This is a genomic window from Candidatus Gorgyraea atricola (assembly GCA_030765235.1).
In the GTDB taxonomy this organism is placed as follows: domain Bacteria; phylum Omnitrophota; class Gorgyraeia; order Gorgyraeales; family Gorgyraeaceae; genus Gorgyraea; species Gorgyraea atricola.
In genome coordinates, this window is the sequence record JAVCCW010000029.1 from 64,807 (window position 1) to 78,090 (window position 13,284).

Below are 13,284 nucleotides of genomic sequence, written 5' to 3' on the forward strand. Positions count from 1 at the left end.
TAGGCCAGGTTTAAACCTGGCCTACTGCTACTGCTTAGTGTTGACCTCTGTCCCCACGCCCCCAAAGTTCTATACAAATTTTTCACAAAATTTGAAACTTTGCCCTATTTAGGCTATAATTAGGGCAAAGGGAGATGCCATGGAGATGGATTCTACTCAGAATACAAAAAAGAAGAAGATAATAGCTGCAGTGATTTTATTGGCAATTTTTATAGGTGCCGGCTATTTTTTATTTACTAGCGGGACAGCAGTTAAGCTATACAAACATGCTAAGTTTATAATGCAGAAGAAATTATATGCGACTGAGGAAATCCTAGAATACGACTACAAAGATAAGGTAGCACTGCATTTTAGAGATGGAAGCACAATGATAGGGGGGCTGGCAGGTATAACAAAAGACGCGTATCATATTGATTGGAAAGGTGAGGAGATCATTGTCTATCTTGATATGGTAGATCGTATAACCCCTCCTAAGGAGGCCCTGAAAGAAAAAACCTTGCTTTCAGACGAAGAGATCTCAGAACATTGGCCTTTTAAGAATGATGTTGTAATAAGACTGAATAACAGGAGTATCCTGGACGCCAAGATCGATCGAGTAGATCCAGATAAACTCTATTTATCGTATGCTACAGAAGGAGGGGGAAGCATTGAACAGGATATTGAGCGCTCAGAGATCCAATATCTTATTTTTAAGCCAGTAGATAATGAAGAGAGCAGGAATACAGAGGATTCACTTAAAAGGCTTTTTCCAGAGATGGAGTTTTACAAAGATGGGAATTTTACTATTGTAACTGATTCATATATTACATGGGTTAAAAGATGCAGGAAGGTTTTAAGAAAGACATATACAGATATCTATTTAGAGTTTTTTGATATCTTTAAAGACAGGGAGCCGAAACTTCAGAATTTTGTAGTAATATTTGATGACTATGTTGATTTTGTTGAATATGCCGTGTCAGATGGCGTGCCAGGATGGGCAGCCGCAGGTTATTTTACGCCAGAGGACAAGGTGCTTTACCTTTTTAATGTATTAGGAGACAGATTTGCAGAGCTGTTGTTTGAAGGTATAGTCGGGGAAAGCGGAAGGCAGATTAATCAGATAGTGGATGCGATCGAGACCCGCGTAGATAAGAGATATCATATCTATGTCGAAGGCCGAGCAAAGAAGATTAAAAACAAGTTCTGGAAAGTATACAACTATTACGAGAATATGTTCATAAATATGACGATGTCTACATTGAGGCATGAATTTACTCACGAACTCTTTCATAACTGGGGCCTGCAAAACATAACTCTTTCAAGGTTTAAAGGGCCCGACAAAGAGCTTATAAAAAGGAAAAAGGCATTTCTGGAGGAAAAGGATTACAAAAAAAAGGCAAAGGTCTTAAAGAAGCTGCTTGAGCAGAAGAGCGAGGATGTGCCGCTTGATATGAAGGCTGCAAATTCATGGCTTTCAGAGGGCATGGCTACATATTGCGAGCCAGATGAACTCGGCGCCCAGAACGATAGGAGGTTATTTATCTACCAGGAGATGACCAGAAAAGGCCCTGTATACCCATTGGAATTTTTAACAGCTTATAAAATGGGAAGTTTCCCAGGGGTCTATTCAAGGGCCATGCGGGACATGTATGCCCAAAGCTGGGCATTTGTCTCTTTTTTGATGAAGAGATATCCGAAAGAATTTATGGAATACCAAAATAGGTTAGCAGGTGAAACTGCTAAATACTCTGAAGATATAAATTGGCTGCTAGAGGCCTTAGGCAAAGATTCAAAGACAATAGAGAGAGAATTTGCAGAATACATGGCTGGCTTTGAAGAATTAGAAGATCCCTTCCTGATCCGTTTTGATGTAATCAACAACGCCTTTAAGTATTGAATTTTGGAGCATCTTGAGTCACCTACAATTGTGAACAGACCCAGAAGGAAGTCAGGTTATATAAACAGATGGGCTACCTAAGTCTAGGAAAGAAGTTATGCATAATAAAGACATAAACCCAGGAAAAGAACCAAGCAATTATCAATATGATGCCTATGATTTTTAAGAATTTATTCATCACTTTAAATTATACCTTAGGGAAAGAGGGTTTGCAAGGGGGAGTGCGAGTAAATAATCCTCCCCTGTATTTTTAAGGATTTTTTGATAAGGAAAAGTTAAAGGTAAAAATACGTTCGTTTGTTTAGTGGGTTATTTTATCCTATTTGACTTTTGAGGTGTACAGGGTATACTTTTGGGAATAAGGAGAGGTTATGGATAAGAAGGATAAAACTTCAGTTAATATATTGAGTATTATTTTCTTAGTGCTTGATACCCTCATTTTAATTGCCACTCCTTTAATACAAGGGAAAATGTATGGTTTATACCAAGAATTTGGGATAAAGTTACCTTCATTTATGCACATAATTTTCTTTCATAAGTATATTTTTATTATCATAGCCCTGATTTTAATAGCAAAAGAGTTTGCAAAAAATAAAATGAATTGCATTATTAACATAGTAACGTTTATTATATTAGGTTTTTTATTAATGGGACCTATTCTCATTGGTTTTTTATCACCACTTTCTAACTTCTGAAAAGGAATTTTAAGAACAAGTAGCCCTAAAGTAGTAGGCCAGTAGTAGGCCAGGTTTAAACCTGGCACCATGCATGTTACATACTACAAATTACGGTTCTATCTTATCAATTTCTGGTATTCCTGAATAATTATTGCCAAAGTAGTAGTTATAACTTGAAAAAGGATACTCATCTGGCGTTGTTGTCAATTTTGCACGGACAGGATTATTATGGATGTATTCTATTTTCTGAAGCAGAACATCATGATTCCTGAGGCCTGTATCATAGAATCTGTCTTGCCAGACTTTTCCTTGCGTTGAGAGCATTTTATTATATTTTCTTGCGAAATTACCTTTAATCATCTTCATGATATATGAAATATTATAGATGCCATAGGTTTGAATTATGAGATGTAAATGGTCGGGCATTAAGCAGTAGGCAAATAGTTTATAGTCCAGAACCAGTTTAAAGAATTCGATTGTGGCCAAGAGGATTTTGCAGTTCCGTTCGTCACGGAAGATAGGCTTTCTATTGAAAGTTGCAGTAGTGATAAGATATGGATATCCCTCTTCGAAATATCTTTTGAGTCTGCCCATGAATTCCTTTCTGTAGTAGGCCGGGTTTAAACCCGGCCTACTGGATCGTAGGCCAGGTTTAAACCTGGCCTACCGGTTAGATTACCAGGATTACCAACTGGTCTTGTCTAGGCTTCTTAGTTGTATGCTTTCAGAGACGTGGTTGGGTTCTATGTTGGATTTTCCCTCCAAGTCTGCAATTGTCCTGGAAATCTTCAGGATCTTGTCGTAGCATCTGGCGCTGAAGCCCATTTCTGTTATTGCTTGCTTTAGGAGACCCTGTGCAGCCTCGTCTAATCTGCAGTATTTTCTGATAAGCTTATGAGGCATCTGGGAGTTTGCGAATATGCCATGGTCTTTGAGTCTAGTCAGCTGGATTTTTCTTGCAGCTTCAACCCTTGCCTTTATTACTTCTGATTTTTCCCCGCAGGCCTCGCCTGAAAGCTCTTTGTATCTGACAGGAGGGACCTCTATGTGGATGTCGATCCTGTCTAAGAGCGGCCCTGAGATCCTGGACATGTATTTCTGTATTCTTGGAGATGTGCAAAGACATTCTTTCTTTGGATCAGTTAAAAAACCACAAGGGCACGGGTTCATCGAGGCCACAAGAGTAAACTTGGACGGGAATCTCAAGGTAGCGCTTACCCTGGAAATAGTTACGTACCCATCTTCAAGAGGCTGCCTCAATGCCTCCAGGACATTCCTGTGAAATTCAGGCAGCTCGTCCATAAAAAGCACACCGTTATGCGCTAGGCTCACCTCGCCTGGCTTTGGCGTGCTTCCACCGCCAACAAGCGATGAGTCAGAAGAGGTGTGATGTGGCGTTCTAAAGGGCCTTGTGTTTATTATTGCCTTTTTTGTTGGGACAAGGCCGCATATGCTGTAAATCTTTGTAGTCTCAATAGCTTCTTCAAGTGTCATATCAGGCATGATCGTGGGCAGCCTCTTAGCGAGCATTGTCTTTCCGCTGCCAGGAGGACCTATCATGATGATATTATGACCTCCTGCTGCAGCGATCTCCATGGCCCTTTTTGCATAGACCTGGCCTTTTACGTCTGAGAAATCAGTTTCATAGTCGCGTTTTTTATTTAGATGGATCTGCGCAGTATAAGGTAAGGGTGAGAGCGAGTTTATGTCGTTTATAAAATCACACACGCTATTGAGCCTGTCTACAGGATAGACCTCCAGGCCTTCTACTACGCTGGCCTCATATGCATTTTCTTCTGGCAGGATCAGTTTTTTACGCGAGTTCTTTAAAGATATTGCAATAGGCAGGACCCCTTTTACAGGCCTTATGCTGCCATTAAGGGCAAGCTCTCCCAGGAATACAAAGTCCTTTATGTTCTTATAATCTATCTGCTCAGATGCAACAAGTATCCCTATTGCCATAGGAAGGTCAAAGCAAGGACCTTCTTTCTTTATGTCGCATGGCGCAAGGTTTACTGTTATCTTTTTAGAAGGATACTTGAACTGGCTGTTTTTTATAGCTGAGCGCACCCTGTCCCTGGACTCTCGTATAGCAGTATCAGGGAGACCTACAATAGCCACTTGCGGCAGCCCGCTCGCTATATCTACCTCGATCTCGATCTCTCTTGCTTCAATGCCAATAGTGGTTGCTGAAAATACCTTTGATAACATATAGACCACCTCCCTTTTAATAGTAGCCCAGGTTTAAATCTGGGCTACTATTATAATAGACACATCTAAGGGGTGGTTTTCTTTCAATTTTTTTAAGGATATCGGGTTTTATGCTGGCTCCCTTGACAATACCTATATTGTAATGTATACTTCATTATAAAATAAACTGAAGTATTATACTTTATTATGAAGAAACTCTGTATTTTATATTCTTTATTGATTACAGCTATATTTGCCAATAGTGGGGTTGCGTTTGCCGCAACTGTAGGTAATTCCCTTGATCTTGATGTGCCAAATGTCTCTGCTATATTGAAACAGGAGGCTGTGAGTAAAGCCCTTGATGGCTATGAACAGATGATAAAGATAAAGGCAGCGCTGGATATGGAATTTCTATTTGATAAAGATCTAAATGGACCTAATGAAGTAGGAGGCGCTGAGCTATCAGGAGAGTCTTATATGGTAAAGCTGGGCGTTACTATTTTTGACAGGGTAGAGCCATATATCAAGATAGGCGCATCAAGGTTAGACGCGAAATGGAGACAGAATAGTGCATTGGACATAGAGGTTGCATCTGATCAGGGTTTTGCATGGGGCGGTGGCATAAAGGGGATTATCTGGGATTTCGATGGTTCGGGTATTCGCCTGACAGGCGATGTTCAATGCAGGATTACAGATCTGGACGTAAGCGATATTGAGCGGGGAGGTACTGTCATAACTGATACAGGCGCAGATTTTAAAGTAGATGAATGGCAGGCATCCATTGCTATGAGTAAGAAGTATGAGCTTCCTTTAAAATGGCAGAATATCTACTTAGTGCCTTATACAGGTTTGACGCTTTCTGATTCAACAGTAGATATAAGCTTTAAAAATCCAGATGATACTACGCAGGATTGGACGCTCTATGACGCGAATAATGATTCCATGTTTGGTTTTTTTCTGGGATGCGACATTATGCCGACCTTGTCAAGCTCGTTTATATACAGCATAGAGGTCAGGCTTATTAATGAGATGGCGCTTACGCTTGGCGGCGCAATGAAGTTTTGAAAGAGGGTATAAAAATGACCTATTCGACACAAACTCAAGGTCATCCTGAGCGACTGAAAGGAGTCGAAGGATGAAAAAAATAATAATAATCTCATTTTTCATAATTTTTAGTGCTTCGTTTGCGCTGGCAGCTACAGTAGGCGGTCCTGATATGAGCGTTCCAGAGGACTCTCTATTCCTAAAGGAACAGGCAATAAAAAAGACCCTTGATAAATTTGAAGAAGAGATGAATATAAAAGTCGGCCTGGACATGGAAATAGTTACCAAAAGAACTCTTTCTTCTGCTACGGATGTCACTGACGCTGAGATGGACGGTTATAATTTCATCCTCAAGGTTTCCAATAATTATAAAGATATGCTCGACTCCTATATAAAAATAGGAACATCCAGTCTTGAAGTCGAGTGGGAGCAAAATGGTGATGCTGTTAAAGTGGAGTCAAATATTGGTCTTTCCTGGGGCGCTGGCCTAAAGGCAAAGTTATGGGAGCTGAAGAATTATGATGTTGATCTTACAATGGATCTACAATATAGGCATAGTGATCTGGGTTTTGACAAGGCAAAGATAAACGGTTCAGAATCAACAGCTTCTCGCACTAACGAGGATTTCACAATAGATGAATGGCAGACGAGTTTATTGGCCAGCAAGAAATTCATTATTCCATTAGGGGTAAATGATTGCTATGTTATTCCGTATGGCGGCCTGACTTATTTAGCGTCAGACATAGATGTGAATTTTATGCGGTCTACTACTGGTCAGCTTTATTCTACATATAATGCGAATGATGAAAATAGCTTTGGTATTGTACTTGGCTGCGATATAATGCCGTTCTATTTGAGCTACTATCTGCTGAACTTTGAGCTCAGACTCCTGAATGAGACTGCCCTGACTCTTGGCGGTACAGTGAAGTTCTAAAGAGTTTCCCATCTTTTCCCTTGCCATAGTTCCTATCTATTATATATAATGTTATACAACTTAATTTTAGGAGGTTAGGGTGGATTTCTTTGTAGACTTAGGGAAGAACCAGGTGTTTTTGACTGCCTCGTTGGCATGGCTTTTAGCGCAGACCATAAAGGTGGCGATCGGTGTGATACGCGAGAAGCGGTTTAATTTTAGATGGTTCGTGGGAGCAGGGGGTATGCCGAGTTCTCATGCCGCTACTGTGACAGCGCTTGCCGCTTCTATTGGATTTACCTTTGGTTTTTCGTCGGCATTTTTTGCATTCGCGTTTTTCATTGCGCTTATCATAATGTTTGATGCCCAGGGTGTGCGGCGGCAAAGCGGCCAGCAGGCAGAGATACTCAATAAGATCATAGAGGATATTTATTTACAAAAGGGCGTTAAACAGGATCGTCTTATAGCGTTATTAGGTCATACGCCTATACAGGTATTTATAGGCGCTGCATTAGGTATTTTAGTCGCGATTTTTTGTTACAGATAAAACATGGAGGATAGAGTGAATAGTAAACTGGTTGGTGCGGGAATTGGTTTGGCGTTGATATTGGTATTGATAATTATTGTATTCAGTCCTAAGAATCAGGCTAAGATAGAGGGGTTATCAGATTTTAGATCTGTAAGGGAATTGATCTCGAAGGACGATCTGGATGAGGCAGAGAAAAAGATAGCTGAGCTAACAGATAAAGATCCTGATTCAGCTGAGGCAGGCAGGGTCTATTTTGATCTCGCAAAATCTTACGAGAAAAAAGAAGAGATCGTTAAGGCAAGGGATGCATATCAGATGATATTGAGTAAATATCAGAATGTCGACAATATACTTCAGATACAGGAAAAACTGGGAGCGCTTAACATAGAGATACTTTTTTCCCCTATTATTACAGATATGGACCTGCTCTATCAGGTGGAGCCAGGCGACAGTCTTACAAAGATCGCAAAGAAATTCAAGACGACGATCGAGCTTATCAAGGCTTCAAATTCACTGGAAAGTAATACCATAATGGCCAATTCAAGACTAAAGGTCTCGACTGCCAGATATAAGATATTGATAGATAAGTCTCAAAATCTTTTAACGATTTTTTCTGGGGATGAGGATACTGTAAAGGTCTATCCGGTTTCAACAGGCAAAAATGGATCTACGCCAGTAGGGACTTTTACTATAATCAATAGAATGGAAGACCCTGTCTGGTATAAAGAAGGTGCAATGGTGCCTGCTGAGAGCCCTGAGAATATTCTTGGTTCGCGCTGGCTTGGACTTTCTGAAAAAGGTTATGGCATTCATGGGACAATAGATCCAGACAGTGTGGGCCAACAGGCTACGCAAGGCTGCGTGAGGATGTTCAATGCCGACGTGGAAGAGTTATACGCTATTATTCCAGTCGGGACACAGGTCACGACAGTAGAGTGAGATAGATTATGGCAGGTGGATTGGATTTTGAAAAACCTATATTGGAACTGGAGCTGAAGATAGCAGAGCTAAAGTCTCTTGCGTCAGATGGCAGCATAAATCTTTCTGCAGAGATAAAGACGCTCGAGGCAAGACTCGAGAAGGTCAAGAAAGAGATTTTTGATTCTCTTACGCCATGGCAGAAGATACAGATCGCCAGGCATCCGAAAAGGCCGTACACCACTGATTACATCCATATGATAATGGTGGATTTTGTTGAGTTGCATGGCGATCGCATGTTTAAGGATGACAAGGCCATGATCGGCGGTTTTGCCAAGATCGACGGGGAAAAAGTCATGGTGATCGGCCATCAAAAAGGCAGGGACACAAAAGAGAATCTCATGAGAAATTTTGGCAGCGCTCATCCAGAAGGGTATCGCAAGGCAATGAGACTGATGAAGCTTGCCGAGAAATTTAATGCACCTATAGTCACTTTTATTGATACACCTGGCGCATATCCTGGCATAGGCGCTGAAGAGCGTGGCCAGGCAAATTCCATTGCGCATAATCTGATGGAGATGATATCTTTAAAGGTGCCAGTGATCGTAGTAGTAATAGGAGAGGGTGGCTCAGGAGGAGCGCTTGGCATAGGTATAGGCGACAGGGTCTATGTAATGGAGAATGCATACTATTCAGTGATATCTCCAGAAGGCTGCGCTGCTATTTTATGGAAAGACAGATTAAAGGCGCCTGAGGCAGCAGAGGTGCTGAAGCTTACTGCCAAGGACCTTATTGAACTCGAGATTATTGATGGTGAGATCCCAGAGCCAATTGGCGGTGCGCACAGGGACCCTGAAAAAACAGCTCAGACCGTGAAGAAGTGCATAAAAAAGGCATTGAAGGAACTCAAAACAGTTCCTGTGGATAAATTACTAAAAAAGCGCTACGAGAAATTCAGAAGCATGGGGGATTAGGTTTAGCCCGTTGACCCGTTACCCGTTTTGCCCGTTAACGGGCAAAACGGGTAAACGGACTAAACGGGTAACGGAAATTGCCGGAGTGGCGGAACTGGCTGACGCGCACGACTCAAAATCGTGTGAGGCAACCCCTCGTGTGGGTTCGACTCCCACCTCCGGCACCATGAACCACTCGCTAAGAATACTACTTTTAGTTGCGTATTCGCTCGGGTTCATGGCAGGCCATCAGATACTGGGGCGTGCCCCGTTCCAAATTGCCCGATTTTAAGAATGGGGCAATTTGGAATGGGGCTGTAGTGAAGCGGGATCACACGACAATGGCATTGTCGCATCACGGGTTCGATTCCCGTCAGCTCCACCAAACTCGCCGAAGGCGAGTTTGATCCTGAGCGAGCAATAAAATCCGATGAATAAGAGGATTTTATGCGAGTCGAAGGACCTTTTTATTATGAGTGAATTTTATCCGTTTAAGAAAATTGAGAAGAAGTGGCAGAAGGCGTGGGAGAAGAAGGGTCTTTTTAAGATGGACCCTAAGTCTTCTAAGGAAAAATACTATTGCCTCATGATGTTTCCGTATCCGTCTGCATCTCTGCATGTAGGACATGGCAGGAACTACATCATAGGTGATGTTGTAGCGCGTTATAAGATCATGCATAAGCTCAATGTCCTGGCGCCAATGGGCTGGGATGCATTTGGCCTTCCTGCAGAAAATGCTGCTATAAAGAGCGGCATCCATCCTAAGACTTCCACATTGAATAATATAAAGACAATGAAAAAGCAACTCGATGCCTGGGGCGTGGGTTATGACTGGGATAGAGAGATTGCTTCGTGCATGCCTGACTATTACAAATGGACACAGTGGATATTTTTAGAGCTCTATAAAAAAGGTCTTGCCTATAAGAAAAAAGCCCAGGTCAACTGGTGTCCTTCCTGCCAAACGGTGCTTGCAAATGAGCAGGTCGTGGATGGCGCGTGCGAGAGATGCTCATCAGAGGTCGAACTGCGCAGCCTGGAGCAATGGTTTTTAAAGATCACTGATTACGCGCAAAGGCTTCTGGATGATCTGAGTCTTTTAAAGGATTGGCCAGAGCGTGTAAGGATCATGCAGAAGAACTGGATAGGCAGGAGCGAGGGCGTTGAGATAGATTTCAAGCTTGAAAAAAGCCGAGGTCCAGCCTCGGCTTTTTTGAGCTGTTTTACCACAAGGGTGGATACGATTTATGGCGCTACATATATGGTGCTTGCTGCAGAGCATCCAATGGTCGAGGAATTAGTAAAGAGTTCCAGTAAAGAAAAAGACATAAAGAAATTCATCGCAGATGTTAAAAAAGAGAGTTTTACAGACAGGGTCTCAGCTACGACTGAGAAAAAAGGCATATTTACAGGCCGCTATGTTATAAATCCTGTGAATAATAAAAAGATCCCGCTCTGGATCTCGAATTATGTACTCATGGAATATGGCACTGGCGCAGTAATGGCAGTGCCTGCGCATGATGAAAGGGATTTTGAATTTGCGAAAAAGTATGATCTAGATATAGTGGTCGTGATCGATGATCCAAAAGAACATCTTGATGTAAAGACTATGAAAGAAGCCTTTGTTGAAGAAGGCGTAATGGTAAATTCTGATCAATTCAATGACCTGCCAAGCCTTAAGGCAATTGAAAAAATCGCAGACTACATGGAAAAAGAAGAGATCGGCAGGAGAAAGATCCATTATAAGCTGCGGGACTGGCTCATCTCCAGGCAGAGATACTGGGGCGCGCCTATACCTATAGTGTATTGTGAAAAATGTGGCATACAGGCAGTGGACGAGAAAGACCTGCCAGTTCTTTTGCCTGAAAAAGTTGAATTCAAGCCTCATGGCGAGTCACCTCTAAAACAAGCCAAGGGTTTTGTCAATGCAAAATGCCCTAAGTGTAAATCAAAAGCTCGACGAGAAATCGATACAATGGACACATTCGTGGACTCGAGCTGGTATTTTCTTAGATTCTTATCGTCAAAAGACAACAAAAGACCTTTTGATAAAGAATTAATCAATAAGTGGCTTCCTGTAGATCAATATATAGGTGGCGTAGAGCATGCTATTCTGCATTTAATGTATTCAAGATTTATTGTAAAGGTACTTTATGATTTGGGTCATGTAGGTTTTAAAGAACCATTCGCCAAACTCTTTACACAGGGCATGATCGTAAAAGATGGCGCAAAGATGTCCAAGTCAAAAGGCAATGTAGTAAGTCCTGACGCGCTCATAGAAAAATACGGCGCAGACACAGTGAGACTTTATACATTGTTCATTGGTCCACCTGAGAAGGATGCAGAGTGGAATGACCGAGGAGTAGAGGGAGCGTGGAGATTTCTTAATCGGGTGTGGAGGCTTGTGGAAGGGACAAGGGACAAGGGACCCCATACGAGAATCAAAGATTTCGTACGGGGCAGGCAAGGGACAAGGGATGAAGGCTTAAGACGAAGAACTCATCTTACTATTAAAAAAGTTACAGAAGATATGGAAGGGTCGTTTCATTTTAATACAGCGCTCAGTGCGATAATGGAGTTAGTGAATGAGATCTATAAAGTCAGGGACAAGGGACCCCATACGAGAATCAAAGATTTCGTACGGGGCAGGCAAGGGACAAGAGACAAGGGGTATGGACTTGCCGTAGAGACTGTGATAATTCTTCTTGCGCCATTCGTGCCGCATGTTGCTGAAGAGATGTGGGAGAGGTTGGGGAATAAGAAAAGCGTGTTTGAAGCAGAGTGGCCAGGATATGACGAGGCTGCGCTTGCTCAGGACAAGATTACTATGCCAGTGCAGATAAATGGCAGGGTGCGCTCAAAAATAGAAGTAGCATCAAGCGCAGGTGATGAAGATATTAAAAGAATTGTGCTTGAAGATCCTGGAATAAATAAATGGACTCAAGGTAAAGCGCCCAAGAAGATTATTGTTGTAAAAGGGAGATTAGTGAATCTTGTGGTATAATTGTTCTATGTTAAGAAAAATAGTTATTGTTATAATTGTTTCATTGTTATCCTCGAATACCCTCCTGTACGCAGATACTATACATCTAAAAAACGGCAGTAAGGTCGAGGGTATTATCACAAAAGAAGACGAGGAGTCTGTCCAGATAAAGATAAATATCGGGGCCACGGTCGCATTTTCAAAAGAAGACATAAAAAGCATAGAAAGAGATTCTGGCGACGCGCATTCTGAAATGAAAAAATCCTGGGAGGATGAGAAGGCAGAAAGAAAAATCGTAGACGTTGATATAGAAAGAAATATAGAGAAAGGCCTTGTTGAATATGAAGGCAAGTGGATCACGCCCGAGAAAAAAGAAAGACTCCAGGCGGCGGATATAGCCGGAGGCGTAAAAAAGGAAGAAAAAAAGAGAAGATTTTCATTTAACGAAGATAATGAAAAGAGGTCAGATTTCGCGACAAAGCTTCTTAAGAAAGGAAAATGGTTTCTTAAAGAAACAGAGCATTTTTCAATATTCTATACAGACCTGGCCCAGGCAAAGATAGTGAGCGACAAGGCGGAATACTATTTTGAGAAGATAGCGTATGATTTAGGTTACGAGGGCCAGATAAAGTGGAAGACAAAATGCCAGGTATATATCGTCGAGAGCGTTGATAAATGGAAACCCTTTTTAAAAAAGATAGGGTTTAATCCAGAGTTAGTCGGAGGCTTTGTCCCAAATTATAAAGAAAGAGAAATGTTTCTCTGTGTGCTTTCAGATGGATATCTCGCTGTTACATTTCCGCATGAATTGACTCATCTTATATTCAGGGACATAGCTGGTAAGAGCACTATCCCATTATGGCTAAATGAGGGGTTGGCGAATTATGAGGCCAGTGTTACCAGTGTTTCCAACGATCTTCTAGTGAAATACATAAAAGAAGGGACCCATATACTGCTTGGTGATTTATTGCGCATTGGAACTTATCCTGAAGGAAAAAAGATGAGAGAGCTTTTTTATGCCCAGTCAGAAAAATTAGTGGAATTTCTCATCACTCAGCATGGCAGAAAGAAATTCAGAAAATTCTGCGATCTTATATTAAAGGACAAGTCCTTTAAGGATTCGCTTTTTAGCCCTTATAAGGGGGACTTTGAAGACCTGGAGGATTTTAATATACAACTTGTGGAGTATATTGTAAAGTAATCG

The 13,284-nt window shown here is 41.6% G+C and carries 11 protein-coding genes and 2 tRNA genes; 11 read left to right on the forward strand and 2 right to left on the reverse strand.

Going from position 1 to position 13,284, the window contains the following annotated elements; translation table 11 throughout:
* Positions 1–139 precede the first annotated feature (139 nt).
* Both P9L93_05885 and P9L93_05890 read left to right on the forward strand, forming a co-directional pair.
* Entirely contained in the window at positions 140–1,876 is a 1,737-nt protein-coding gene (locus P9L93_05885; GenBank protein ID MDP8230617.1) for a DUF1570 domain-containing protein, read from the forward strand.
* A gap of 371 nt (positions 1,877–2,247) precedes the next feature.
* Positions 2,248–2,571, forward strand: coding sequence for a hypothetical protein (locus P9L93_05890; GenBank protein MDP8230618.1), 324 nt, complete (start codon positions 2,248–2,250; stop codon positions 2,569–2,571).
* 90 nt (positions 2,572–2,661) lie between these two features.
* Here P9L93_05890 and P9L93_05895 read toward each other — a convergent pair whose 3' ends face one another.
* Positions 2,662–3,147: a transposase gene (locus tag P9L93_05895; GenBank protein MDP8230619.1), complete on the reverse strand. Its 486-nt coding sequence runs from the start codon at positions 3,145–3,147 to the stop codon at positions 2,662–2,664.
* Between the two features lie 90 nt (positions 3,148–3,237).
* Positions 3,238–4,764 carry a YifB family Mg chelatase-like AAA ATPase gene (locus tag P9L93_05900; GenBank protein MDP8230620.1) on the reverse strand — a complete coding sequence of 509 codons (1,527 nt, stop codon included), beginning with the start codon at positions 4,762–4,764 and terminating at the stop codon, positions 3,238–3,240.
* Positions 4,765–4,950: 186 nt separating this feature from the next.
* On the opposite strand from P9L93_05900, the gene P9L93_05905 reads away from it, so the two are divergent.
* The 9 genes from P9L93_05905 to P9L93_05945 all read left to right on the forward strand — a co-directional run bounded on the left by P9L93_05905 (position 4,951) and on the right by P9L93_05945 (position 13,281).
* Complete coding sequence (locus tag P9L93_05905; protein ID MDP8230621.1) at positions 4,951–5,808, forward strand: hypothetical protein; 858 nt, start codon at positions 4,951–4,953, stop codon at positions 5,806–5,808.
* Positions 5,809–5,878: 70 nt separating this feature from the next.
* Positions 5,879–6,721: a hypothetical protein gene (locus P9L93_05910; protein ID MDP8230622.1), complete on the forward strand. Its 843-nt coding sequence runs from the start codon at positions 5,879–5,881 to the stop codon at positions 6,719–6,721.
* A gap of 79 nt (positions 6,722–6,800) precedes the next feature.
* Complete coding sequence (locus P9L93_05915) at positions 6,801–7,247, forward strand: divergent PAP2 family protein (GenBank protein MDP8230623.1); 447 nt, start codon at positions 6,801–6,803, stop codon at positions 7,245–7,247.
* A gap of 15 nt (positions 7,248–7,262) precedes the next feature.
* Positions 7,263–8,168: a L,D-transpeptidase family protein gene (locus P9L93_05920; GenBank protein MDP8230624.1), complete on the forward strand. Its 906-nt coding sequence runs from the start codon at positions 7,263–7,265 to the stop codon at positions 8,166–8,168.
* Between the two features lie 8 nt (positions 8,169–8,176).
* On the forward strand, positions 8,177–9,121 hold the full coding sequence (locus P9L93_05925; protein MDP8230625.1) for an acetyl-CoA carboxylase carboxyltransferase subunit alpha: 945 nt from the start codon (positions 8,177–8,179) through the stop codon (positions 9,119–9,121).
* 79 nt (positions 9,122–9,200) lie between these two features.
* Positions 9,201–9,288 (forward strand) — tRNA-Leu (locus tag P9L93_05930).
* Positions 9,289–9,411: 123 nt separating this feature from the next.
* Positions 9,412–9,485: transfer RNA gene (locus P9L93_05935), tRNA-Ala, on the forward strand.
* An 87-nt stretch (positions 9,486–9,572) separates the two neighbouring features.
* Positions 9,573–12,101: a leucine--tRNA ligase gene (leuS, locus tag P9L93_05940; protein MDP8230626.1), complete on the forward strand. Its 2,529-nt coding sequence runs from the start codon at positions 9,573–9,575 to the stop codon at positions 12,099–12,101.
* 7 nt (positions 12,102–12,108) lie between these two features.
* Positions 12,109–13,281, forward strand: coding sequence for a hypothetical protein (locus P9L93_05945; protein ID MDP8230627.1), 1,173 nt, complete (start codon positions 12,109–12,111; stop codon positions 13,279–13,281).
* Positions 13,282–13,284: the final 3 nt, after the last annotated feature.

Coding starts and splice junctions, on each gene's coding strand:
- P9L93_05910 (MDP8230622.1), top strand. CDS start 5,879: ATGAAAAAAATAATAATAATCTCATTTTTCATAATTTTTAGTGCTTCG.
- leuS (MDP8230626.1), top strand. CDS start 9,573: ATGAGTGAATTTTATCCGTTTAAGAAAATTGAGAAGAAGTGGCAGAAG.
- P9L93_05945 (MDP8230627.1), top strand. CDS start 12,109: ATGTTAAGAAAAATAGTTATTGTTATAATTGTTTCATTGTTATCCTCG.
- P9L93_05895 (MDP8230619.1), bottom strand. CDS start 3,147: ATGGGCAGACTCAAAAGATATTTCGAAGAGGGATATCCATATCTTATC.
- P9L93_05885 (MDP8230617.1), top strand. CDS start 140: ATGGAGATGGATTCTACTCAGAATACAAAAAAGAAGAAGATAATAGCT.
- P9L93_05890 (MDP8230618.1), top strand. CDS start 2,248: ATGGATAAGAAGGATAAAACTTCAGTTAATATATTGAGTATTATTTTC.
- P9L93_05900 (MDP8230620.1), bottom strand. CDS start 4,764: ATGTTATCAAAGGTATTTTCAGCAACCACTATTGGCATTGAAGCAAGA.
- P9L93_05905 (MDP8230621.1), top strand. CDS start 4,951: ATGAAGAAACTCTGTATTTTATATTCTTTATTGATTACAGCTATATTT.
- P9L93_05925 (MDP8230625.1), top strand. CDS start 8,177: ATGGCAGGTGGATTGGATTTTGAAAAACCTATATTGGAACTGGAGCTG.